At 66.8% G+C, this 23,715-nt stretch carries 16 protein-coding genes and 2 CRISPR repeat arrays; of the genes, 7 read left to right on the forward strand and 9 right to left on the reverse strand.

Going from position 1 to position 23,715, the window contains the following annotated elements:
- Positions 1 to 83: 83 nt before the first annotated feature.
- The 4 genes from ACWGR4_RS35585 to ACWGR4_RS35600 all read right to left on the reverse strand — a co-directional run bounded on the left by ACWGR4_RS35585 (position 84) and on the right by ACWGR4_RS35600 (position 4,368).
- On the reverse strand, positions 84 to 812 hold the full coding sequence (locus ACWGR4_RS35585) for a hypothetical protein (protein WP_452129329.1): 729 nt from the start codon (positions 810 to 812) through the stop codon (positions 84 to 86).
- Positions 809 to 1,318 (reverse strand): hypothetical protein, encoded by a 510-nt coding sequence (locus ACWGR4_RS35590; protein ID WP_452129328.1) that lies wholly within the window; start codon positions 1,316 to 1,318, stop codon positions 809 to 811. Before ACWGR4_RS35590 ends, ACWGR4_RS35585 begins: the two co-directional genes overlap by 4 nt.
- Positions 1,319 to 1,326: 8 nt before the next feature.
- Positions 1,327 to 3,546, reverse strand: coding sequence for a glycoside hydrolase domain-containing protein (locus tag ACWGR4_RS35595; RefSeq protein WP_452129327.1), 2,220 nt, complete (start codon positions 3,544 to 3,546; stop codon positions 1,327 to 1,329).
- A gap of 75 nt (positions 3,547 to 3,621) precedes the next feature.
- A complete protein-coding gene (locus ACWGR4_RS35600) occupies positions 3,622 to 4,368 on the reverse strand; it encodes a hypothetical protein (RefSeq protein ID WP_452129326.1) in 747 nt (248 codons plus the stop codon).
- 2,180 nt (positions 4,369 to 6,548) lie between these two features.
- Between ACWGR4_RS35600 and ACWGR4_RS35605 the strand changes: the two genes are divergently transcribed.
- The 5 genes from ACWGR4_RS35605 to ACWGR4_RS35625 all read left to right on the forward strand — a co-directional run bounded on the left by ACWGR4_RS35605 (position 6,549) and on the right by ACWGR4_RS35625 (position 11,512).
- Positions 6,549 to 6,974, forward strand: coding sequence for a peptidase inhibitor family I36 protein (locus ACWGR4_RS35605; RefSeq protein WP_452129325.1), 426 nt, complete (start codon positions 6,549 to 6,551; stop codon positions 6,972 to 6,974).
- A 127-nt stretch (positions 6,975 to 7,101) separates the two neighbouring features.
- The gene (locus ACWGR4_RS35610) at positions 7,102 to 7,995 is read left to right on the forward strand and encodes a hypothetical protein (protein WP_452134295.1); all 894 of its coding nucleotides are present in this window, start codon (positions 7,102 to 7,104) and stop codon (positions 7,993 to 7,995) included.
- A 333-nt stretch (positions 7,996 to 8,328) separates the two neighbouring features.
- Positions 8,329 to 9,849: a hypothetical protein gene (locus ACWGR4_RS35615; protein WP_452129323.1), complete on the forward strand. Its 1,521-nt coding sequence runs from the start codon at positions 8,329 to 8,331 to the stop codon at positions 9,847 to 9,849.
- Positions 9,850 to 10,816: 967 nt separating this feature from the next.
- On the forward strand, positions 10,817 to 10,957 hold the full coding sequence (locus ACWGR4_RS35620; RefSeq protein ID WP_452129322.1) for a hypothetical protein: 141 nt from the start codon (positions 10,817 to 10,819) through the stop codon (positions 10,955 to 10,957).
- 252 nt (positions 10,958 to 11,209) lie between these two features.
- On the forward strand, positions 11,210 to 11,512 hold the full coding sequence (locus ACWGR4_RS35625) for a hypothetical protein (protein WP_452129321.1): 303 nt from the start codon (positions 11,210 to 11,212) through the stop codon (positions 11,510 to 11,512).
- A gap of 374 nt (positions 11,513 to 11,886) precedes the next feature.
- Positions 11,887 to 12,220: a CRISPR direct-repeat array (repeat unit 29 nt; unit sequence GAATTCCCCACGCAGGTGGGGGTGAGCCG).
- A 193-nt stretch (positions 12,221 to 12,413) separates the two neighbouring features.
- On the opposite strand, the gene ACWGR4_RS35630 is transcribed toward ACWGR4_RS35625, so the two are convergent.
- From ACWGR4_RS35630 to ACWGR4_RS35645, 4 genes are read right to left on the reverse strand one after another with little or no spacing between them, the layout of a single operon-like run.
- Positions 12,414 to 12,845 (reverse strand): NUDIX hydrolase, encoded by a 432-nt coding sequence (locus ACWGR4_RS35630; protein WP_452134299.1) that lies wholly within the window; start codon positions 12,843 to 12,845, stop codon positions 12,414 to 12,416.
- Positions 12,740 to 13,528, reverse strand: coding sequence for a dTMP kinase (tmk, locus tag ACWGR4_RS35635; protein ID WP_452129320.1), 789 nt, complete (start codon positions 13,526 to 13,528; stop codon positions 12,740 to 12,742). Before tmk ends, ACWGR4_RS35630 begins: the two co-directional genes overlap by 106 nt.
- Positions 13,525 to 15,024: a B12-binding domain-containing radical SAM protein gene (locus tag ACWGR4_RS35640; protein WP_452129319.1), complete on the reverse strand. Its 1,500-nt coding sequence runs from the start codon at positions 15,022 to 15,024 to the stop codon at positions 13,525 to 13,527. The genes tmk and ACWGR4_RS35640 overlap by 4 nt, the downstream gene beginning before the upstream one ends.
- On the reverse strand, positions 14,981 to 15,814 hold the full coding sequence (locus ACWGR4_RS35645; protein ID WP_452129318.1) for a hypothetical protein: 834 nt from the start codon (positions 15,812 to 15,814) through the stop codon (positions 14,981 to 14,983). The genes ACWGR4_RS35640 and ACWGR4_RS35645 overlap by 44 nt, the downstream gene beginning before the upstream one ends.
- Before the next feature lie 1,049 nt (positions 15,815 to 16,863).
- On the opposite strand from ACWGR4_RS35645, the gene ACWGR4_RS35650 reads away from it, so the two are divergent.
- Positions 16,864 to 17,382, forward strand: coding sequence for a hypothetical protein (locus tag ACWGR4_RS35650; RefSeq protein WP_452129317.1), 519 nt, complete (start codon positions 16,864 to 16,866; stop codon positions 17,380 to 17,382).
- Positions 17,383 to 18,100: 718 nt separating this feature from the next.
- Positions 18,101 to 18,544: a hypothetical protein gene (locus tag ACWGR4_RS35655; RefSeq protein WP_452129316.1), complete on the forward strand. Its 444-nt coding sequence runs from the start codon at positions 18,101 to 18,103 to the stop codon at positions 18,542 to 18,544.
- Positions 18,545 to 19,487: 943 nt separating this feature from the next.
- A CRISPR array of direct repeats spans positions 19,488 to 20,371; the repeat unit is 29 nt; unit sequence GAAGTCCCCACGCAGGTGGGGGTGAGCCG.
- A gap of 65 nt (positions 20,372 to 20,436) precedes the next feature.
- Here the strand turns inward: ACWGR4_RS35655 and ACWGR4_RS35660 are convergent.
- Positions 20,437 to 22,563: a pentapeptide repeat-containing protein gene (locus ACWGR4_RS35660; RefSeq protein WP_452129315.1), complete on the reverse strand. Its 2,127-nt coding sequence runs from the start codon at positions 22,561 to 22,563 to the stop codon at positions 20,437 to 20,439.
- Positions 22,564 to 23,715: the final 1,152 nt, after the last annotated feature.

The following is a 23,715-nucleotide window of genomic DNA, read 5'->3' on the forward strand; positions in this document are numbered from 1 at the left end:
GTGTATAAGAGACAGAGAACGCCGCCTTCGGCCCGACTGCCATCCGGGTGGCGAGACACCGACCACGGGAGTCGGAGTGGGGGCTACGCCGCAGGAGTCCGCTGGCGGCTCTCCATCGCCTCCGCCGCACCGCGCCGCGTCCGCGACGTCACGTCCACGGGGGCACCGGCGCCCTTGCCCGCCTCGTCCTGCCAACCGCGGATCCGGTTGGCCACCTCCGCCAATCGGCCGTCACCGGGCCTGACATCGATGTAGAACAAAGCCTCGTCCACGTCGCGGTCGTCGCCGCCCCAGCGAACCACGCCGTCGAGTTCGGCGAGCACGTCCCGAATCACCGTCAGTTGTAAGGGGAAGAAGCCGCCCTGTGCGCCGGCCGGGTAGTGGCCGGGCCGGATCTGTACCGCCGTCCCGGATGCCTGGTTGGACTCCGGCCGGTCGTTCCGCACGCTTCTCGGAGCGCGCCACCCGACGACGTCGCCGTTGCCCAGTTGGTCGATCTCGTAGTGGAAGCGACGGATGACGTGGACGAGGACCATTTCGACGTCGCCTATGCGCACCTGGACACCCGCGAGGGGAACGCCGGGGACAGGGCGGGTATAGATGTGGCCGCGGTTGTCCGTGACCTTTTCCATCTCCCATCCGTTGCGGGACGTCGGGCCCGTCGACAGTTGCTCGTGCTGCGACGAGCTCGACGCGTCGTCCGCCGCGTACGCGGGAGCGGACAGGAAACCGGAAGCGGGGAGGGCGATTGCGGCGCCGATCACCGCGGCACCGGTGAACAGGTTCCGGCGCGATATGCGCGATGTGCTCATCGAGTCTGCTTCCCTTCGTTTTTCTCTGTCGGAGAGTTGTCGGATACGTTGCGGTCGGCTGATTCGAACGCGGCGAAAACGGCGAGAACGACGGCAAGCAGCACCAGCCCCAGCACGGTCGGGTTGACGTAGCCGGCAATCACGGCTTCGTACGTACCGTCGCCGGCGACGTGACACCCGAACCGCAGCGGGACGAGCGCAAACTCGTACCGGTCGACGCTCCCCGCGCGCGCTGGACCCACCGCGTCCTTGCACGCTTGGGCCGCCGCTGTCTCATCCATCAACAAACCGAGGGCGCCCCACGCGTAGACGGCGAGCGCGGCACCGGCGGCGAAAGCCGCCAGATACCGCAGGGTCACGGCGCTGCCGGACTTGCGAATCCCGTGGCGCGCCATGGTTTTGAACGCGTACACGAAAAGCGTGGGAGTGGCTACCAGTCCGACCAGAATGATCAGCAACAGAACGACCGGGTCGGGCAATGCGAACGGATCTGCTGCCAACACCATTTCTGCGGTCACCTGTTTCGCGCGATACCGTTGTACTTCTCGAGGATCTGGTAGAGGGCCATGCGCTTTCCCGCATGCGCCACCGCCTCATCGCCCCAGCCCTGATAACGGCGCAGGACTTCGAACGTCTCCGTCTCCGTGTAGTCCAGCCGCATGGACCTCAGCATGTACTCGCCGCCGGGCGGGTTCATGCCGCCCGGCTTGCCCTCCGAACCCCAAAGGTGGATCAGCGCGACGGTCCTCAACGCGAACTCTTCGCCCTGCACCATCTTCCAGACGGCGTAGATGTCCGAGTCCTTGTCGGGGTCGCGAAGTGTGCCGGACACATATCCCTTACCGATGCAGTGATTCCAGGCGAGGATGGCCGCGTTGCCGGTGATCTGCGCGATCCCGGTGGACGAGTCCCGCACACCCCCGGGGAGACCTGTGTGATACGCCTTGACGCGAAGATCCTGGGCCTCGTCCTCGAGGCCGATGTGCCGCATTTCCCAATACGCTGACGTCTGAATCAACGCCTTGCGCATGTTGTACCGATTCGACAACTCGGTGATGACGTCGTCGTGGTCGACGACAGTTGTTTGGAAGCACTTCCAATGCTGATAGGTCTTGACACCGCCGTCGTTCGGGAACCCGATCGATTCCATGTACTTGCCGAGGTCATCCTGCAGCGCGACCAGGGTCGAGGCGTCGAGGCGGGTATCGGGAAGCAGGCCACGCGGCGGGTCGAACGAGTTCTGTCCGATGTCGCGGCCGGATGCGATGTTGTTGTCGATCTCGATCCAACCCTCGCCGGTCCCGATGGTGCGGCCGACGATCTGGTCGTAGGCCCAGTCGGCGGGAAGCGGATAGCCGTAGTTGCCGGAGAATCCGGAGGACATGTCCGATACGAAACTTGCCGTCGAGTGCCCTGCCCCGGCCACTCGCGAACAGACGTTGCGGGGGCCGTACACCCCGATCGCGTAAGGATTCCCGGCGTCCGACATGGAGTCCTGGATTCCTTTGAAATGGGGCAGGATGTTCGAGGTGACCTCGTGGTCGAGGACGTCCAGGTCGACGGCGAAGAAGATGCGCGTCCCGTCCTTGAAGCCGTGGTCCCTGGCCGCGTTGATCGCCGCGTATCCGGCGCCTCGCCCGGCGGCGTAGTTGAAACCGGCGACGTCACGACCGTAGGTCTGATAGATGGGAAAGCAACGAAGGCCGTTGGTGGCGATCGTCTGGAGTTCACCCGGCTGGATCGCCTTCTCCGGTAAATGTGTGGTGCTCGGGTTGGTGAGGTAGCGCCCCACGTACGTGATGCCTTCCGCCTTCAGCGCCGCTGCCCGTGCGGGGGTGATCTTCGTGACCCCGTCGCACGCCTCGCCCTTTCGTGACTGGTCGCCGTAGGACGCCAGGAGGGACGCCCAGGTCGAGAAGTCACCGATGCCCGTCACCGGGAGTTTGACGAATGCCTGGAATTTTTGGACCGCGTCGTTCAGGAGCGAGTCGTAGCCACTGATGAAGGCCACGGGTCGGTCGTTGAGATTCATCGCCGCCCTGAACAGCGACACCCACGTGCCTATCGACCCCTGGGACACGGTATGCGCCTTGAGGCCCGCCTGCGTGGCGGGGCCGAAGTTTCCGGTCGCCACACCATCTGCCATGCCCAGTTCGTACTGGACCGCGAAGAGCATGGACTTCGCCACGTCCCGGGAGTTGTGACCGTCGCACGGGATGACGAAGAAGTCCTGGCGATTCGTATAACGGCCGTTGAGCCACTGTTGTATGTTGCGGATCGCACCGGAGCCCGAGTTCACGACGACGTAGGCGTCCATGTTCAGTAGGCTCTTGAATATCTTCGGCGTCAGATCGCTGCCGGGGTAGAGGTCCTCCACCCCCATATCCGTCTTCATCTTGATCATCGCCGACTCGACCCGCGAGCTGTAGAGCCCGTTGATGTCGCTCCCGTCATACCCCTTGCAGTACAGGGCCGACTGGATGATGCGGCAAAAGTCCGCCGACGGCATGTTGCCGTAGTTCAGACTCGGGTACTTCTGCGTCAGCGTGGCCAGTGTCGTGGGGCCGAAGTTGTTGGATAATGTCGGGATGCGCAACTCGAACTGGAGAGCGCGGGTGAGGGCGTACATCGTGTTCCAGCTCGTCTTGCCGTCCTCGTCCACGGTCATTCCGATGACACTTCCGTAGACGGAGTTCACGAACCGCTGTGCTCGCTTGACCATGTCATCGACCACGAAGACTCCTCTTTTCTACCAGCTCGTCTGTTTACGGATCTTTTTTTGCTGCATTGTCGGGTTTGCCGACGGGTCTCATGGCAACCGCGTCACCCGACCTCGCGCTGAACGGAATCTGCTCCCAGCGCGCTTGGCGTCGCGATGCCGCACGGCCGCCACGTGACCTGCCGATAAACCGAATGATGTGCTTGGATTCGTCACCATGCGCGAGCCTCCCCGTGTGTTGTGGTGGCGTGCACGCATGAGCGCAAATGTTGCTCCGAAGGCGCACCGGGAACGCATTTGCGGTCCTGGCCTGTGAAGTCTTGTTTCCTGACGCAGGCGCAGGCAAGAGGCGCCCGAACACCCGTCTTGAATGGTGGCGCGTTGTCCTGGCTTCGGAGGCCCGTACATCTTCTCGGCAGTGGCGCGAGGGACGAGGACGGGCAGCAGGAGGTCGGCCTTGCGATCGGTGCCGGCGAGGACGCCGATGACGCGGAAGGGGGCGTCGCCGATGAACACAGCCGAGGATGTGTCGAGGGTGGTGATGCCCGGGCACTGCGCCACGCCTTCGTGGATCACGGCGACAGGTTCGGCGCGATCGTGGCCGGTGGCTCGGTTCCGGGACCCGCGCAACGCGGTGCGGTTGCGTTGCCTCAGAGATTCCGCATCGATCCCGTTGAGTGTGTGGACGCCCTGTGTCGGGCGGTCCGGTAATCCGGCTACCTTGAGAAAGGTGGACTTGGCCGAGGGGCCGGTGAACGTCACATATTCGCCGGGGGCGACGACGAGGTCGCACGGCTTCGGGCCGATGTCGGAGAGTTCCATCACCGGGGCGGTCATCCGGTCGGGTCCTTGGGCTTGGCGCCGACCATGATGCGATCGTTCTCCCGCAGCCCGTCCGGGGCGACGGGTGTGACCTCGACGGAGCCGTCTCCCAAGCTGTCCGGTCGCACCTCGCCCCGCCGTCGGGTACCGGCGGTGCCCACCGTGGTGCCCGGCGGTGCGGCAGCTCGCTGTCGGAAGGGTGATGGTCGTGGTCTTTGTCCGAGCGAAGGAATCGTTCGGTCTGGGTAACGCGATCCTTGATGGCGATGTCGGCCCCGGGTGCCTCGTAACCGCGAGCTGTGTAGCAGGGGGCGACGGCTTTCCCTGTTCCGCACCCCCATGGGTGCCGGCCCGGTCCGAACTCGTCTTGTGGCGCGCAGCATGCGGCACGACCCGTAGTTGCCTCACGTCGAGTCCGGACGATCCCGGTTTCAGGTCGCGGCCGACCGGAAGGTCGCCGGCCGGGACGAAACCGGCCGGCCTCGGCATCTCACGGAGAACCGGGCCGGCGTTGACGGAGTCTCCCATTCGCGGGCGAGTTCCGTGGCGCGCCCCATCGCCTCGATGCTGTCCTTCTATGACTGTCAGCCCCCAGTGCTCTGCTCGATCAGCAGGATCTGCAGTTTGCTGTCGACCGAATCGGATCTTCCCGAGTCCTGTCGACTTCAAGCGATGCAGGCGGACGCAACGTTGATTTCTCGGGTGTCGTTTGCGCCCCCTTCGCACACCCCAGAAGATCACCAGACGCGTACTCGGGTCGGCGTTTTCCAATCCACTCGTCGGAGTGGAGGAGGGTGAAAAATGCGACACTTCCTGCATTAAGTGTCGTCTTGGTCGCAACTACCGCTTTCCGCAGTATCACCTACGAAATAACCGATCAAGCTTTGAACAAGCTGCCCCACTCAAGCAGCCGCCTCCCTCTGGGGCAAGAAGCAATTTCCGATAAGTTGACTCGCGGTAGTCATTGCAATTTCTTTACCAATACGCTCCGTTCTCCCAGGCCACGGCAGTGGGCTTCTTTGCTCCTCCGGACCCCACCAGCCCTTGGCGAACCCATCCACCCACGAGTTCGATGACATTGCGATCGGAAGATCCGACTACCAGAGAGACGATGATTCGTGGGCAGCAACCACACAGGGTGAGCGGACCTTGATCCGAGTGATCGCAGCCAGTCACATTCTGTTCGTGTGGCGTACGACACGATTGGTTGGGCAAGCGTTCGGAACCGGTCCGCGCGCCGGGAGCCCACTCGACCTGACAAGCGCGGGCCTGCAGCGGGACAGCCGTACCGCCCCTGGGGTGGGAGTACCGCAACCTGCGCGATTGGTTACTTACGGCGTCTCCTGCAACAACGCAGGGCGGATCACACGCAGATGGCTGCGTGTCCAAGCAGGTCGGCGTGTTCGACCAGGCGGGCGTGTTCGCCGGTCTTTACGCCCGGTTCGGGCGCATGGGCGGCTGCAACGTGCTGTAGCGATCGGCGTTTCCGCATGCCGTGGCCCGAGCCCCGCAGGACGGTCTCCTCGGTTTCGCACTTGGCGTCGGCGATCTCGCGGCCGACGTTCGGCATGCCAGGCCGCGGCGAACGCCCTGGTCACCAAGGACGCCAACGCCGGTGGTTCCGACACCGGCTCGCCGGCGCCTTCACGAGCATGCGTCTCGCTCATCGCGACGAGGCGCGAACCGAGTCCAGGTGCCACGCACGCTCCCGCATCACCGCGGTCGCACAACATGGGTTCGCAACGAACCCGCGCGCGCTCCCCGGGAATCATGATCCCGAAACTCGGATTCCCACCGAGAAATCTTCGGTCCCCTCTGCACTCACGGGGCTCTCGGGGTCGAGTAGTAGTGACACGGCAGCCGGCAGCGGAATACCCTATTCCGATGGCGGCGGAATAGGGTATTCCGATCATATCTTGCACTGGTCGAACCGACGTAGACATCGCCAAACCAAGTCAGAAGCGCCCATTGTCGACGATATTCAACCATGATAAATAAATGTAGCCTTGGTGTGCTAGATGTTTGTATCCGAAGAAAGTTGCCGAAATATTCGGCACGATGCAGTGCGTCGAGAGTGTTGACTTTCTGCGACGGCGAAAATACGGTGAAATCCGGGATGCAGAACCCGGAGAAAGATATCGCTTCTTGATCGTCCCGCCCTGATATCGCTCGCTCTCTCCTCGAAAGGTTCGTCCATGCGCCTCAGGTACCTTCTCGCCTCCACCGTCCTGGCCGGTGCTGCTGTCGTTGGGCAGGCGCCCAGCGCGCAAGCGGCCCCCCCTTCTCCCAGGTGCTTGTTGCATGGGAGCGCCACACGAGCGTTCTGCTACTTCTACAACAGCAACCAGCAGGGCGGGGTCGCCGGTTGGGACCTGACCTATGCCGACGGGGTCGGTAATCTCGCAGGGTATGAGTTTGCACTCGGCGCGGGCACTGGACTACCAGTGAAAAATAATGCCGCGTCCGCGACCTATCAGGTCGCCGGCTCTTGCACGGGCTACGCCCTCAGCTATTACCTCAGTAACTACGCCGGACCCGCCGACTTCATCTTCGCTTGCACCGGAGAGAATTTGGTGGAGACCTACAATCAAAATGCATCGTTCAAACGTTGGACCAGTTGACGGTCGGAAGCGCGGCGGCTCGGTAGTATTCTCTGCTCGACAGCCGGAGGCGCGGCGTACCAGTCGGTGTTGTCTGCCGCTCGAACGCCGCGCTTTCGCGCTCCGGAAACGGGAGATGTACTCTTTCATGTCCATGCGCCGTCTCTGCGGAAAACCCGTCCTTTTCCTTTCGGTGCTCACAACGGGATGCATACTGGGGTCCTGCTCCGCCGACAGCGCCCGGACATCGGCCCCCGTCACACAGATCGCGCCTCCGGTCGTCGACTCGTTGCCGAATTATTCCGATGATGTCGTGCCCACGCTACCGCTCGATCCGTACTTTCTGTCCCCGGATGACAGCGACAAACTCCTCAAGGCATTGGACATCCTGGTTCGAGACTGCGTCCGACGCGCAGGATTGGCGCCGCCTCGAGAGCACCTCCCAAAGAACTTCTATCCGCCGCGACACAACAGGCGATACGGAATCATGGACAGCCGAGAAGCCGATGCCCACGGTTACCAACTGGTATTTCCGGAGGCGAGGCCGGACGAGGTGCTGACCGAAGAGCAAATCAAAGCCCTGTCCGGAATGCAAAACGGAAAGCCCGGACCAGGAGGAGCGCCTGCGGAGGGTTGCAATGCGTCGGCCGCGCGACAGGTGACGGGTAATTCCGGATACCCGAGCGACTTCCCGGTCGTGCAGCGGATCAACCATGAGTCGTTCAGGATATCCAAAGAGGACGGACGAGTCACGAAGGTAATCGAACTGTGGTCGGAATGCATGAAGGAAAAGGGCTTCTCCTACAAGACGCCATTTGATACAGAATTTCGGCAGGACCAGCCTCCGTCGCCGCTTGAGATCGAAACCGCGAAAGCAGACATCGGCTGCAAAAGGCAAGTCAATTTCGTGAATACGTGGAGCGGGATCGAAAGCGCGTACCAGAAGATATTGATCGATCGGAACAAAAAAGCACTCGACGACGTCCTATCGAAGCGTAATGAACAGCTTCAAAAAGCACGCCTCATTCTCGAAGGCCGATGAGAAGCGCATCATGCAACTGCCCTACCCCGCCCCCGCCCATGATCGAACACTGGATAAGCGTTGCCCAATAGCTCTCCTGCCGTGAAAGACAAGGCAACCTCTGCTGTCGCGAGGTCACCCTTACTGCCGTCTCGCCGGTGGATCGGTCCATGGAACGTTGCCCTGACGTGGCTGCCCGCCCTTGTAGTGGCCGTGTTGGGGTGGCGGAACCGAGCACTCACCGACGACGGCACAATCTTTCTCCGCACCGTACGGCAGGTCCTCGCCGGCCACGGCCCAGTCTTCAACGTAGACGAACGTGTCGAGGCGAACACGAGCACTCTGTGGCAATGGGTGCTGGTCCTCCTGGGCGCACTGCTGCCCGGAGACCTCGGTCGCATCGCCGTCGTCACCGGTCTGTTCATGACAGTCACCGGGGTCTTCATCGCCTGTGACGCCACACGACGTCTCTACACCACGAACGCGGCCACCCGCTGGATGCTCCCCGCCGGGGTATTGGTGATCTTCGCCGTCCCACCCTTCCAGGACTTCGCTTCGGCCGGGCTCGACTCCGGACTGGGTACACTCTGGCTGAGCGCATGCTGGTGGCTGCTCGTACGCTTACGCAACGACCCCAGCCCGCTCGAACTCGCGGCACACGCCGTCGTTTACGGCTTGGGTGTACTCGTGCGACCCGACCTGTTCCTGGTCACCGTCATCTTCTTCACCGCATCATGGCTCCTACGCCGTCCCTCATTCCCGCAGGCCGCAGCGCAACTGGCGGCTCTGGGCACGCTACCGATCTCCTACGAGGTCTTCCGAGCCGGCTACTACGGCCTGCTCCTACCGATGCCCGCACTCACCAAGGAAGCCGGCCAAACCGAACTCGCCGCCGGCGTGCGATACCTGCGGGATTTCGCCGACCCGTACGCGCTGTACGCACCCGCGGCCCTCCTGCTCATCGCCGCATGCCTGATCGCCAAACGCCACTCGCTCGACCGCGCCCTCCTGGTACCGGCAACCCCCGTATGCGCCGCCCTCGCGCTCACCGCCTACGTCACCAAGGTAGGCGGGGACTACATGCACGCCCGCATGCTGCTCCCGGCGATGTACCTCGTGCTGCTCCCGGTGTTCCTCATTCCGTGCACCCGCGCTTTGGCCGCGATCACGGTGTCGATCGGGACCTGGTGCGCGGTTGTCGCGGGGCCCTGGCACACGACCACCCTCGACCCGAACTCGCAGACGGTCCGCGTCCGCGTCGAGGACACCAGACTCACCGGCAATGAAAACGCCGACAACATTCGCGCCTGGACATCGGCGTTTCCCGGACTGCGAGAGAGCGTGGACGCAGCACTCGCGGCAAAGACGCCGGTCCTGCTGCGTCTCCGGCCCGGTGACTTCGGCCCGGATCTCCTCATGCCCCTCAACCCGATGTACAAGGGCACCAAAATCTCCATACCCGGCTGGTACCTCGGCGTGACCGGCGCAGTGGTGCCCCTCGATCAACGCATCGTCGAAATGTGGGGCCTCGCACACACCGTGGGCGCGCATCTCGAATACACCCCCGGCTGGGAGAAGAAGCTGCCCGGCCACGGCAAGCTCATCGACGACGTTTGGCTGCTCGCGCTCGACCTCGACCCTCAGGTCCTTGACCCACCCCCCGGCAGCATCGCCGTCACCCGGGACGGCCTGGCCGCGGCACGGCACGCGCTGTCCTGCGGCGACCTCAAGGAACTCCTCGATTCCACCCGGAAACCATTGACCGCGGGTCGCTTCTGGGACAACTTGACAGGAGCGTGGGAGCGTACCCGCCTGCGCATACCTCGAGACCCGTTCGATGCTGAGCGCAAGTTCTGTGGCCGCCATCAACCATGATCGACGCCGCCGCCTGCCTCGATCCGTCGCGGGCGGTCCTGCCGATCAGGGCCTCGTGGCGGTAGTGGCGCAGCAGGTGCTCGTCGGTGTCGAGCGCGGGACGGGCGCGGTTGGATCGGAGTGGTGTTCAGGTTGTGCAGGGTCGTGGATGGCACAGTCTCGGGCGAGCCATCGGCACTGCTCGGCGCGGGCCGCGCCGAAGGACGCGTACGCGTGACCGTGTCCTCGCCCGGCCGTAGGCTCCTTCCCCTCTCTGTCAGCCTCGGGTGAGACCTCTCGTATCGTCGGGTTGGCCCGAGAGGGCCACGACAGGAGAACCGCCTCCCATGAACGGCACGAAGCCCGTCGGGTCCGACTCTGTGCCGAGACCGGAGCGCCGTAGCCCCAGTCCCGAGTACAAGGTGCGGATCGTGGCCGAGTACGACGCCGTGCCCAGGAACGGAGGAGGGCGCTGTCCTGCGCCGCGAGCGCCTGTACCACTCGCATGCGCTACGGCCGGTCGCTCCGCTACGACCGGCTGCCCAAGGGCAAGGCCGCCTTGGACGCGTACGCGGAACAAGTGGGCGCGGACGGCACGTTGCTGCTGCGTGCGGTACACGTGTCGGATGCCCTCCGAGGCTGCGGGCCCAGCCATCGAATCGATGCAGGTTCTGCGGCGGGTCCGGGCGCGGCAGTATCGGTACGACCCCGGCCGGCTGCGTTGGCGCGGTCCCAGGGACGCCAAGGACGGGGCCGGTCGCCGGACCGGCCCCGTCCGGCCGCGTCCGCCCCGGGCGTCGGCGGGTCGCCCGACCCCGAATGGGTGTGACGAACTCACGACCCCGCGAACACACTGAATCCACGAAAGAGCACCAACAGCATCAGGTCGATGAAGCTGATGCTCCGTATATAGCCAAGGCAGTTCGCGGCCGTGGAGATTGCCCGAAACGGCTCCTGTGTCGGACGACCACGGCCGAAGTCGTGCGTCATGGAGGGCGGGCAGTCCCTTCCCGCGGAGTGGTTGTTCCCGGCGATGCGCAACGTGATCGTCACGTCGGTCGAGGTCGACGGCGAAGTCGCGGATCGGGGACCGGTGTTCGGCGCGGGGAGCCTCGTGCCCGGGCTGTGAGGGCTGGTCGAAGCGGGTGCACGGCTCCTGTGTGCGGTTTCCCGTCCGTGACGCTAAGGTCGTGCGACTCTACGACCGCAGGAGGCTTCCATGTTCAAGGCGTTCACACCATCGGTGCGCAGGGCGGTGCTTGCCGTGACGGTGTCCGTCGTGTTCGGCGTCTCCTGCGACAGCTCGAATGGCGGATCACATGAGACGGCCGCGGCGGGTGCATCCGAGAGTGCGTTAGACCCGTCGGCCGCGGTTTCGGAGGTGAAGGTACGGGACGCGTTCGCCGGGCTCCAGGCGACCCTGAAGGACACCTGCACACCGGGCACCTGCGCCTACTTCCTCGGGCGGGTCCACGACGAACTGCACCGCCTGGACCGGGCCATGAAGACGGATCCGAAGGGCGCCGGTCACTTCCCCGAACCGATCGCCCTGATCAAGGCACTCGACGCCGAAGTCGGCGGCGACCGATCCTTCGAGAACCTGAAGAAGCATCAGACCACGCTGATCGGCACCCGGGACCAGATCAACACCTGGATGCAGAGCCACCCCGACGACTACCGCTGACACGCCACCACCACCCGCGAGTCGCCACGTCGCCACGGGGGTGGATGAATGAACCGGGGGCGCTCACGCCCGTTCTCGGCCCCGACATCCCGGTCGGGTCTGGCGCGTGACTCGTGGGGACGCGTGGCGGAATCGTCTCCCGACCTCGTGTCGTTGCGCTGAGATTGTGAAGCGCGGCGCACTTGGCCGCGGCCGCGCCGGCGATCTCGCGCCACCGCAGACGGAGCCATGGCTGGGGTGGGCGAACGTTCACAGCAAGTCAGGCCCGCGACGCCGGGCCTCGCGGCAGGGCAAAACAGGCAGGAATCTTGCCGCAATGACTCTGTTTGCATCACGGATCGGCAAAGTCGCGAAGAACCCGCAGGTCAGCAAGGGAATTCCCCACGCAGGTGGGGGTGAGCCGAGTACGTATGGACGCGTGGTCATCGGGGTCCGGAATTCCCCACGCAGGTGGGGGTGAGCCGGCCTCGCCCGCAGCGGCTACCTGATCCAGGACGAATTCCCCACGCAGGTGGGGGTGAGCCGCGCCGTGCCGAACTGGGCACGCACCTCGGTGCGAATTCCCCACGCAGGTGGGGGTGAGCCGAGCATGTCCGGAATCGCCGTCGTGCTCGCCCGGAATTCCCCACGCAGGTGGGGGTGAGCCGCTGGCGCAACCGCGCCAACGCCGAACTCCGCGGAAGTCCCCACGCAGGTGGGGGTGAGCCGTTCTCTGATGAGCTGATTGGCGCTCCGACCCTGAAGTCCCCACGTGAGTGGGGGCGAGCCTGCGCGGTGTTCGGTCGGTGGTGAGGTTTGCGTCGTGTGGTTGGCAGCTGGTCGTGAACTGGGGTTGTGGTTGGACATAGGCGCGCGCCTGTTCGCCATGGCGTGTTGGCGATGACGAACGGTTGTCGGTGGTTCAGCTTTCCGATCGGTCGTTCTCGGGGTGTGGCCAGCCGTGTGTGGTGAGGCCGGGTTTGCCGTTCAGGTATGCGCGTAGTCCGGATTCGGGGTAGGGGATGAGGTCTTCGGGCAGGTCGTGGATGGTGAACCAGGCCAGCCGGAGGCACTTGTCGGGTTCGCGGTTGATGGGTTCGTTTTCCCATGTGGTGGCTTCGAAGAAGAAGCCGATGCGGTCGGGCGCGCCGTCACCTTGGTGGTGGTGGACGGTGTGGACGAGGCGGAGGCTATGTGGGTCGACGACGACGCCGGTTTCTTCGTATGCCTCGCGGGCGGTGGCGGTGGTCAGTGTTTCGTCGGGGTCGAGTTTGCCGGAGGGGGCGTGCCATCGGCCGTGGCCGTAGGGGCCGCCGCGTTGGGAGAGGAGGATCTTGTCTCCGTCGCGGAGGATGAGGTGTACGTCGATGACTGGGGTGGCGGGGTCCATGTTCTCTGTTCGGGTGGGGGGACGTGGTCGGGGGTGACCCTAGCCGAGGTGATTCCGGTCGCGTGCACGATCGCGGCGGCGACACTCGCGGGGGTGAGGGCGTCCGCGTCCACGCGCAGGACGGGCACGGCCATGTCCCGCAGGATGGTGATCGCTTGTTCGTACAGGTCGAGTTCGCGGGTGACGTTGTCGGGGTCGTCCTCGAAGCGGTGGTGGGATCCGCGTGTGTGCAGGCGTCGGGTGATGGTGGTGGCGGGGGCGGTGAGTACGACGGCGAGGTCGGGCAGGGTGATGCTGGTGTTGATGACCCGGATGAAGTCCTCCGGGACGCCGTCGAGGCGTTGGAGGACGAGGCTGGAGGCGAGGTAGCGGTCGCAGACCACGGTGTGGCCGGCGGCGAGGTGGGGGCGTATCTCCGTGTCGAGGTGGTGGTGTCGGTCGGCGGCCACGAGCAGGGCCAGGGCGGTGCCGCGTACCTCCTGGGCCAGGCGTCGGGTGGCGATGCCCAGGGCGCTGCCGGAGGGTTCGGTCGTGGGGTGGACGGTGTGCCCGGCTTCGCGCAGCCGGTGGGTGATCGCGGTGACGGTGGTGGATTTCCCGACGCCGCCGGGGCCGTCCACGGTCAGGAAGTATCCGGGGGCCTTCATCGGGCGTCCGTCGGGGGGTGGGTGCGGGCGTATTGGCGGCGGGTGAGGTCGGCGAGCCGGCGGCGGAGGGTGGACAGGGGGGTTTGGGAGAACGCGATGCCGACGGAGAAGTTGAACTCGTCGCGCTGCCGCATGCCTTCGTCTGCGCCGTCGTCGGTCAGGTCCACGTCTTCGTAGGCCTGCATGCGGTCGGGGTCGTGGCCGGCCTGGACGAGCCGGTTCCACACGGGTGAGCCGGGGTAGGGGCGGAACTCGAACACCGAGGCGCGGAAGGTGCCGGGCAGGCGGTCGGACAGGGCCCACAGGTGTTCGATGTGTGCGACGGTCGCGGTGAGGTCCGCGGTGTGTTCGTCGGGGTAGCCGAGGATGAAGTAGCCCTTGACGTCGATTCCGCGTTCCATCAGGCGGCGGGCCACCGTGAGGGTCATGGCGGTGGTGATGCGTTTGTCCATCATCGCCAGGACTCGGTCCGAGCCGGATTCGATGCCGAGGGCGACCTCGCGCAGGCCGTTGGCGGCGAGGGTGTCGAGCATGGCGTCGTCGAGGCGATTCAGGACGTTGATGCGGCCGGTGGCGTCCCAGACGTAGCGTTCGCCGGTGTGGTCGTCGGTGAAGGCGTCCATGGCGGTGCGGATGATGCGTTCTGCGCCGAGGAACAGGTCGTCGACGAACCGGAACGCGGTCGCGCCGTATCGGGCGTTGAGGTGGTCCAGTTCGGCGAGGATGCCCGCCGGGGTGCGGGTGCGGATCGTGAGGTCGCGGTTCATGGAGACTGCGGCGCCGCAGAAGCCGCAGTCGTAGGGGCAGCCGCGCGAGCCGACGATGTTTGCCTCCACCCGGCCGTCGGCGGCCGGGTAGGGGTCCTGGGGCAGGAACGCGCGGTCCACGAGGGGGAGTTGCTCGACGTCCGGGGACAGCCAGGGATTCGGGTCGCCGCGGTGAAGTCCGACGGCGATGGCGTCTCGGTGGGGGTCGCGCCACATCACCTGCGGGAGTGCGGCGCGGCGGGTGTGGTCGTCCAGCAGTGCGGCGACGCGGGTTTCGCCCTCGCCCAGGATCAGGGCGGTCAGTCGTTCGAAGCGCGGATCGCACAGCACCGTGTGTGGCATGGCCTTGGCGTGGTGGCCCCCGGCCATGATTTTGATGTCCGGGTCCAGGGCGTGGGCGATGCGGGCGGAGAGGGCGTAGGTGGGGGCGAGGAGGTTGAATCCGGCCCAGCGGGGTCGGGCCCGGTTCACGATCGCGGCGCTCTCGTCGATGCCCAGGCCGTGTGCCTCGGCGTCCAGGAGGCCGACGTTGTGGCCGGCGTGCCGGGCGTGGGTGGCGATGTAGGCCATGCCGAGTACGGGCAGGGTGTAGTCGTTGACGCGTGGGCGCATCGTGTAGTCGCGTAGGGGAGCGTTGACGAACACGGCGTCCAGGGTGCGTGTCGGGTCGGCTCCGGCGATGAGGTCAGTGCTGTGCCGTGGTGCCTCCGTACTGCCGTTGGTCGGCATGTGACGTCCCCCAGGTGAGTGTGAACAGTGTCAGGGCGTGCAACTGCCGGTCGGTGCGGGCCCATCGGCGCCAGTGGGTGCCGAACTCCTTTTCGGTGGCGGGCCAGGGATGGTCTGGGGCGATGCGGCGGGCCCAGGTGCGGACGGCCAGGTCGTGGTGCGGGTAGATCGAGAAGTCGCCGGTGAAGTCCGCCGCGGCCGCGGCGGCGGTCCACGGGCCGATGCGTGGGACCTCGTCCAACGCCTCGACGAGGGCGCCGGCGGGCAGGGCCCGCCACCGGTCGCCGTGTTGGAGATAGGCGTGCGCGGCGGCCTGGAGCGCGGTGCAGTGGAACAGGGCGCCGACGTTCTTGAACGCTTCCTCGGGCAGCGTGAGGACCGTCTCGGGCCCGGGGGCGGTGGACAAGCGGCCCGCGGTGGTCTCGGCGACGGGGCCGTGGGTTGTACACCAGGCGCGATGGATCCTGCGGGCCTGCGCGGCCCGGACGACCTGGCGCAGGATCGCGGTGCTGATCGCCTCCCACAGTGAGGGGTTGGGGATCCGCACCACCGTGCCCAGGCTTTTCAACGCGGTGTTCAAGGGCTTCGGCACTGCGGGTAGTTCATCGGGTTCGGTGACGGTGACGGCGGGCTTGGGGTCGTCCTCGCCGGTGACGACGTCCAGCCGCAGACCCTCGCCCGGGTCGAACGTGGCCAGCCACAGGCCGGATCCGGTGTCCAGCAGGCGTACACGCGAGCCGGTCGGGCCGGTGGTCCAGGCGGGGTGGTCGGTGGTCGGTGTGACCGTCACGAGTGCTCCTCGGCGAGGCGGTGGGGCATGCGGACAGCATGTCCCGGCTTGGCCCTCCGGCGATGCGTTTCGACGTGATGTCACCCCGGGACCCGTTTTCGAGCCGGGGCTTTCCCTCGGATATGGGACGACGATGTCCGGACGAGGTCGTCGACGTCCAGGGCTTGTGGTCGCCGTTGCGGCGGTCCACGGTTGGCGTTGGTCGGGCGCGGCGGGATCTCGGCTTCGTTGCATCCCCGCGACGTGGCGGGGATCCGGCGCGTGGCCGACATGGATGCCCAAGCTGCGCTGCTGTGGCTGACTTTGGCCCGCGCCGACGGCACCGTCGACGTGGACGCGGTCGGTGACACGGTCGTCCTGGATGCGTCGGAGACCGGGAAGAGGGCAGGCGATACCCGCCCGACCGGCGGGATGACCGGCGACGGCGCCGTCCGGCCGGAACCGGCAGCACCGGCCCGGTCGATTCGGGACCCTGACGACACGCTGTGCTCCGGTGCCACTGCCCCGAACGCGTCCGCAACGGAACATCCTGCGGAACACAGGCGAACCCCTGGCCGACATCGACGACACGGACCGGAGCCCGGTCGAGACGCCCGGCACAACGAGCCTCAAGCCCGGCCACACTGCCCGAGCCCCTGCCCGGCGCCCGCGAGTGGTCGGCCGAACGACCGACCACACATCTCGGACCGGGTGCCCCGACGGCCCCAGGCCACCGGGCGCTTCGGCATGCCCACGCCGCCAGGGCGCGCACCGCGAACCCCACCGGCCACCGCCCGACCTCGCGTACCAGGGCGAATGCACTCGGAAAGCCGAAGTCTCGCCCGACCTCGGGGGTCGGAACGGGATTCGTCAGTTCGACTCAGGCCGTCTCAAGAATGGCCCTGGTGGTCGGGAAGTCCTCTTGAGGACGGGACGGGGCGGTTCGTGTATTTCCGATTCTCGGTTCGGTGGTCACCGGTGTGGTTGTCGTGGCACTTCCTGGGTGCCGGGTGTGATCACGACCGATCGAGGGGCTCATGGGGCGGAGTACAGGCACGGTCGCGATAGCGGTGCTGCCGGTGGTTGTCGGGTGCGATGGCGGTGGCGGCGACACGACCGCGGATCGCACCACTCCGTCACTGGCACCTCCGTCCGGCCAGGTTCTGGTGGTGTCGAGCGCGGAGGACGTTGCCCGGGCCAAGGCGGTTGAGGTCTACGAGCGGTACGACCGGATGCGGGCGTCGGTTGAGGCGGGGTCGGCGTTGGACCAAGCCGCGCTCGAAAAGACGGCGATCGGTCGCGCTGTCAGCCTCCTTCAGCGGATCGCCGGCAACGTGAGCACCACCGGGATCGCCCTGCCGGGGGCGTCCGCGCCTCCGGCGCCGGGCGACGTGGTGGTGTCGCTGTCGAGCACGACACCGATCGTCACGCTCGCCGCCTGCGTCGACGTCACTGGGCGGCGGCCCGTCCATCGGGACCGCACCCCGGCGCTGATCGCCACCCGGGCGTCCCGTTACACCCTCACCCGTGACGCGATCGGGATCTGGCGCGTGGCCGACCTGGATGCCCAACGGGACGGGTCGTGCTGAGGTACACGGCGGTGGCTGCCGACCGTTGCCCATGCCGACGGCATTGTCGACCTGGACGTCGACGGCTACGTGGTCGTCCTGGACGCGTCGGAGACCGGTATGAGGGCGGGCAATACCCGCCCGAGCGGCGGGATGACCGGCAACGGTGCCGCCTCGGCCGGAAGCGGCAGCTCCGGGTCTCTCCCGCCCCCGTCGATCCGATCCGAAGGACTCCGACGATACGCAGGCCGCCGATGCGGCGACGATCTCGGGCGCAACGTGCTGTGTGGGCACGATCGACCTCAACCCGGTCGGGCTGCGCGCTGCGTCGCTGGCCTGGTCATGGTGTTTTTCGATTCTCGAACTCGCGTGCTGGTTTGGCTACTTGGATGGTTGACTGGAGGAGAGGGTTGGTGACGGCTGGGTGGGCGAGGTCCCGGTGGCTCGGGGCTCCGCGCGTCGTCCCGTGTGGGCGTCTCGGCGCTCGAAGTCGCTTGCGCCCTGAGTGGGCTCGTACGGATGTGTCCGATCGTGAACGCCCCGCCTTCCGACGAAGAGTGGGCCATTGCTTGTCCGCTGTTGCCGCCCGCGTCTGGTGCGGCGCGGTGGTGTCGTCTCGAGGTGTGTCCCCAGGAGGAGCAGTAGTGATGCATTGCCCGCGGTGTCGGCAGGTTGATCAGGTCGTCAGGGTCCGGGCCCTGTACGAGAGTGGGGTGGCGGTGTCTCGGACCCGTGGGCGGTGTCCGTGCGTCTGGAGGGACCGGGTGGCCTGGAAAGTGCGGTCGGGTCCGTGCGCGGTACGGGCAGGGCGCAGACGTCGTTGTCGCGTTCGTTGAGGCCGCCGGTGCGTCCGTGGGCGGCGCGGGGGTGGCGGCAGGCGTTGGTGGCGGCGTTCGTGGTCATGTTCGTGACGGCGGTGGTGATCAATGCGATCCTCGGGTCCGCGGCGTCGGGGGTGGCCTTGCTGCTGGCGGTCTGGTTCCTGGTGGTCTACCGGCGGCGGTACCGCGTGGCCCATCCCCAGTGGCAGGCACAACGTGCGGTGTGGGCCCGGTTGTTGTGTTGTCGCCGGTGCGACGGGGTGTTCCTGCCCGCCGACGACACCGCGACGCATGCGCGCGGACGCCTCGTGGAGCGGCACGCCATGCCCGCGTTCCTCACGGAGTGCGTCGGTTCCCGGTAGGGAGCCGTTTGGCTGAGCCGTGGGTGGCCTTCTCGTGGGCGGCAATCCGAGAGAAGTCCCCCGCGCGAGTGGGGGAGGGCCGGGCGTGCCGTCGATTACAGGGCCGCCGTACTGGAAGTCCCCGTGCGAGCGACGCGCCTGGTCCCATGCCTCGTACTCGCCGGGTTCGGCTGGGGCGGCGTTTTTTCGTACGCCTTCCGCCCGCACTCTCGTGGGCGTGGTTTCCTGCGGGTTATGTGCTGCGGTGCGTGTCCCCGATGTGGCCGGGTTCCTCGGCGAAGGCCCGATCGCCTTGCTGGCAACGGCGGTTGTGAACCGCCTGCGGCGTCGGCGGTCTTGATGCGCGACCTCGTCGATCGGCTGCCGTCGGCCTGGTACGTGGCCGTGAGTGCCTGCTCGTCGGCGAAGTTCCGCGAATCCGCGCGCGATCACGGACGCCATGCATGCCGGCACGTGGGAGTCTGTGACCGGGTCGCCATCTTGACGAGGGCGCCGTGTTGTCCAGCGCCCTCGACGTGTTGCCACCCGGAATGTGTGATGTCACGGTGTGGAGAGCCGACGACATCGGTCTGGACCGTCTACCGAGGCGGCCGGCGCGGGGAGAGCCCTCATGCGGGCGGGGATCGTCGGGTCTTGATCGATATGTCCGGCGGCCCGAGCGACCGGAGGCAGGGCTCGTATCCTTGTTTCGTGGCTGCGTCGGATTCAAGCCGATCTCGTTCCGGACGCGTCGATGACGGCGGGAACTTCAAGACGGACACGCCGTGAACGACACTGCACGCCTGTCCCCGCCGACGCGCGGACAGGAACAAACCATGCGACAACGCCCAGTTCGCGAACGATTACCGATGCGCCGAAGTGAAAACAGGCAGGAATCTTGCCGCAATGACCCTGTTTGCATCACGAATCGGCAAAACCCTCAAGAACCCGCAGGTCAGGCAGGGAAGTCCCCACGCAGGTGGGGGTGAGCCGCGGCTCGGCCTCGGGGACGTACCCATGCGGCCGAAGTCCCCACGCAGGTGGGGGTGAGCCGTCTTCGGCGTTGCTCAAGAGCAACCGCTCGGGGAAGTCCCCACGCAGGTGGGGGTGAGCCGTGGCGAACGGGCCGCACAGCGGCTTCTGTGGGGAAGTCCCCACGCAGGTGGGGGTGAGCCGTCGGTCCAGCCGTAGGTGGGCTCGGTCATGTTGAAGTCCCCACGCAGGTGGGGGTGAGCCGATGACGCCGATGTCGTTGTCGCCGAGCCAGACGAAGTCCCCACGCAGGTGGGGGTGAGCCGCCGATCCCGGCCGCGCTCGCGCCGTTCGCCGAGAAGTCCCCACGCAGGTGGGGGTGAGCCGTCGTGCGCGGACGCGTCACCAGCGGCGCGAACGAAGTCCCCACGCAGGTGGGGGTGAGCCGGACGTGCGCGCGAACCGGGGCATCGAGACCGGGAAGTCCCCACGCAGGTGGGGGTGAGCCGCAGCGGCTAAGGCTGCTGCGGGCACAACGAGGGAAGTCCCCACGCAGGTGGGGGTGAGCCGTACTGCTGTGCCGCAGCCTGTTTGATCGTGGCGAAGTCCCCACGCAGGTGGGGGTGAGCCGCCTTCTCGGGCTACCTGGTACAGGAAGAGATCGAAGTCCCCACGCAGGTGGGGGTGAGCCGTGGAGGGTGGCGACGAACAGCACCGCGACGGGGAAGTCCCCACGCAGGTGGGGGTGAGCCGGCACGTGTCCGGACGCGATGTCCGGACGGCGTGGAAGTCCCCACGCAGGTGGGGGTGAGCCGGCGTCTCGGCTCGGCCGCTCGCCTGCTTGCTTGAAGTCCCCACGCAGGTGGGGGTGAGCCGATGCAGAGCCGAGTAGATCGCCGCCATCCGCCTCCAAACCGAGGAACTCGACGAATACGCGTTCGTCACACCCGAACAGGCCGCGACCCTCCTCCCCGGAAACGTCGCCCCCCGAATCCCGGCCGCCCTCGAAGCACGTCGGCAAAGACGCACGATCTACCTGCCGCGAATCTGACCGGCGACTCGACGTTCCGCGAAGTCAGCGTTTGACCCGTCCTCGGATGGCGAGGGCGGCCAGGCCCAGGAGAATGGGTTCGAGGAAGCGGGACGTCATCTCGATGTAGGCGCCCGCGGTCGTGAGGTTCTGGCCGGAGGAGCGGAAGACCACGGAGTTCAGGACCACCCGGGTCGCCTTCTCCGCACGCTCGCCGGTCAGCCGCTCGTGCGGCGAGCCGGTCAGTTCCGGGTCGGGGTTGTCGGTGACCAGGCGCACCGGCTGCCCGGGTGCGGCCTGCGTGCCCGTGGTCAGCGGCTTCGGGTCGTCGGTGGGCAGTCCCCCAGAGCATCATCGCGAGCACCGTGGCGGTCATGGCCAGCAGCAGCCAGGTCAGGGCACGGGAGGCGCGCAGGCCGTACCCGGACAAGGCCCAGTAGGCGGTGAGCAGCCCGCGTTCGGCGCGGCTACGGCCGGGGCGCCGGTCGAGGCGGCGCATCTCCATCTCGCCCATGTAGAAGTCGGCGGCGCCGGGTTCGTCCTTGCCGTCCTCGAAGGCCTTGCGGAGCTGGCGGTACAGCGCGGCGAGCGCGGCCGGGCCGGGCACGGGAGACGGGGAACCGGAGGGCGATGGTGGTGCGGACGTCCACCCGGTGCGCAGTCGGGGGCGGCGGCGGGGCAAGGACAGGGCCCGCCAGTGGTGTTCCTCGGCGAGGGCCAGGCGGTCGGTCCAGCGCAGGGGCAGGCCGCGGAGCAGGTCGGTCCCGAGGGGTGTCCGGGCGAAGCGGGTGTCGCCCTCCAGGCGCAGCTGGTCGAGGTGGAAGGCGCCGAGGAACCGGCACGCGGTGAGGTCGGTGTCGGTCAGGACCAGGTGCGCGGCGTCCACCCCGCTCACGCTCAGCACCCGTACCGGGTCGGTGTCCGCAGCAGCCGAGACGACGGCGAGGGGGAAGTTGAGGACCGCGCCGGTCATGTCGAGGTCGGCGTGCCACAACCGCAGCGTCGCGGTCGCCTCCCACCGGGTCCGCTCGCACCGCACCGCGGCTGCCGCGGTCTCGATCACCACCGGAGCACCGAACACCGCTCTCGATACGTCCAACTCTCCCCAACACCACAACGGCCCCAGCACCGCGACCGACTCGAACCGCACACTGTTGAACCAGACATCGCCATCGACTACCACTCCGTCGAAGTCGGCACCGGTGGTGAATATCGCGTCGCCGAACCGGGCGTCGGCGCCGAATATGGCGCCGCCGAACCAGGCGGCGGCGGAGAACGTCGCGCCGTCGAACCGGGCGTCGGCGATGAACCTCGCGCCACCAAACCGGGCCTCGGCACCGAATGTCGCGTGGTCGAACTGGGCGTCGGCAGTGAACGTCGTGCCGCCGAACCGGGCCTCGGCAAGGAACGTCGCGCCACGGAACCGCGCATGGGCGGAGAACATCGCGTCGCTGAACCGGATGCCCGCGCTGAACGTGGTGCCTTCGAATCGGGCGTCGACGCTGAACCTCACGCCGTTGAACCGGGCGGTGGCGGTGAACGTCGCACCGCTGAACGAGGCGTCGGCGCCGAACGTCGCGCCGCCGAACCAGGCGGTGGTGGTAAACGCGGACCCATCGAAACGGGCCTCGGCGATGAACCTCGCGCCGTCGAACCGCGCCTCGGCGGAGAACACGGTGCCCTTGAACCGGGCTTCGGAGCCGAACGTCACGCCGCCGAACCGGGCGGCGGCGGAAAACGTCGCGCCGTCGAACAGCGCTCGTCCAAGGCGCGGGTGGATGGTGCCGACGTCGCGGAGCGCGTCGAGGAGTTCGGCCAGGAGAGGGCCGTCGAAGGTGGTGCCGCGGTGGTCGACGTCGGATCCAGGCGTCAGGGTCGCGAGGTGGCTGGTGCGATCGGTGGGGTTGAGGTGGGCCAGGCATCGGGTGTGGCCGGTGACGTGTACGCCCCGGCATCCGACGGGGTCGGTCGTGGTCGTGCCTTCCGCGCAGTGTGGCCACGGCGGGGGAGTGGGCGAAGGCGTGGGAGGCGACGTCATGCCACCGTGGACGACCCGGAGTGAGGTCGCGGTTGCGAGCCGATGAATCCGGTGCCGATCGGGCAGGACCCGGACGAGTCGGACGACCCCTCGCGCGATGCGAAGGGCCGTCCGTTCACGCTGATCATCGACGCTGTTCGCGGGCAGGTTACGGGCAGATGCCATCGGAAAAGCCCGTAAACCCGTGAAGATCCTGAAGGGCTTTCGGGCTGGTCAACCCGCGTTTCTCGCACATCCGTGCAGGTCGCGAATCCGCTGAACACACAACAGAAGGTTCCGTGCTCGCTGCCGTCGATGCGCCCGATGTAGTCGCGCGTGGCGTCCTCTTTGGGGGCGTACAACGTCAGCGGGGGTCTGTGGGGTGTACGCCTCGGGGATTTTCGTACTGCGCCTGATCGTCGGGTCGACTGCGATGTCGCCGTAGGCATCGCGCACTTGGGACGCGCTGTCCCGGTAGACCTTCCCGCCGAAGATGCTGGTTGCGCCCTCCCTGATGATTACCACGGAAGTCCCCACGCAGGTGGGGGTGAGCCGGTCTCGGCCTGTTGGTGGGCGAACGTACGTACGTTCCGCTATACGGTGGCGCTGTTCGGCTGGTGCCGGGGACTCTCCCGTGACTTGCGACCGGGCGTTCCGAAGTGGTCCCTCGTGGCTGTCTATGCTTGTGGCGATGAGGTCGCCCGCACGGTAAGGAACGGGACCCGGGGTGCGGACGGGGTCGTTCACCTCATCCCCTTGGCGTGATCGAATCCGCCTGGCCGGTCGGTGTGCCTCGGCGGATCGTGTCCTCCATCCATGATCAGTCGGCCAGTTCCGCGCCGAAGTCGACGCACACGAACGCATCCCGACGGTGCGGGACTTCCTCGAACTCGCCCGCAATCGCCAGGCGCCGTCGACCCGTATCGAGCAGCGCTGTGGACGGTCCGTTCGGGTGTCGCCAGGTCTACACGCGCGGTGCGGTAGCCCTCGCGCAACGTCTCGTGGTGGTAGTCCCAGAGACCACCGAGCGCCTGGTCGTCGGCGAAGTTCCGCGAATCTGCCGCGCGATCACGGAGGTCATGCAGGCCGGCACGCGGGAGTCTGTGGCCGGGTCGCCATTCTTGACGAGGGTGCCGTGTTGTCCATCGCCCTCGACGTGTTGCCACCCGGAGT

This window comes from Embleya sp. NPDC055664, assembly GCF_053618075.1.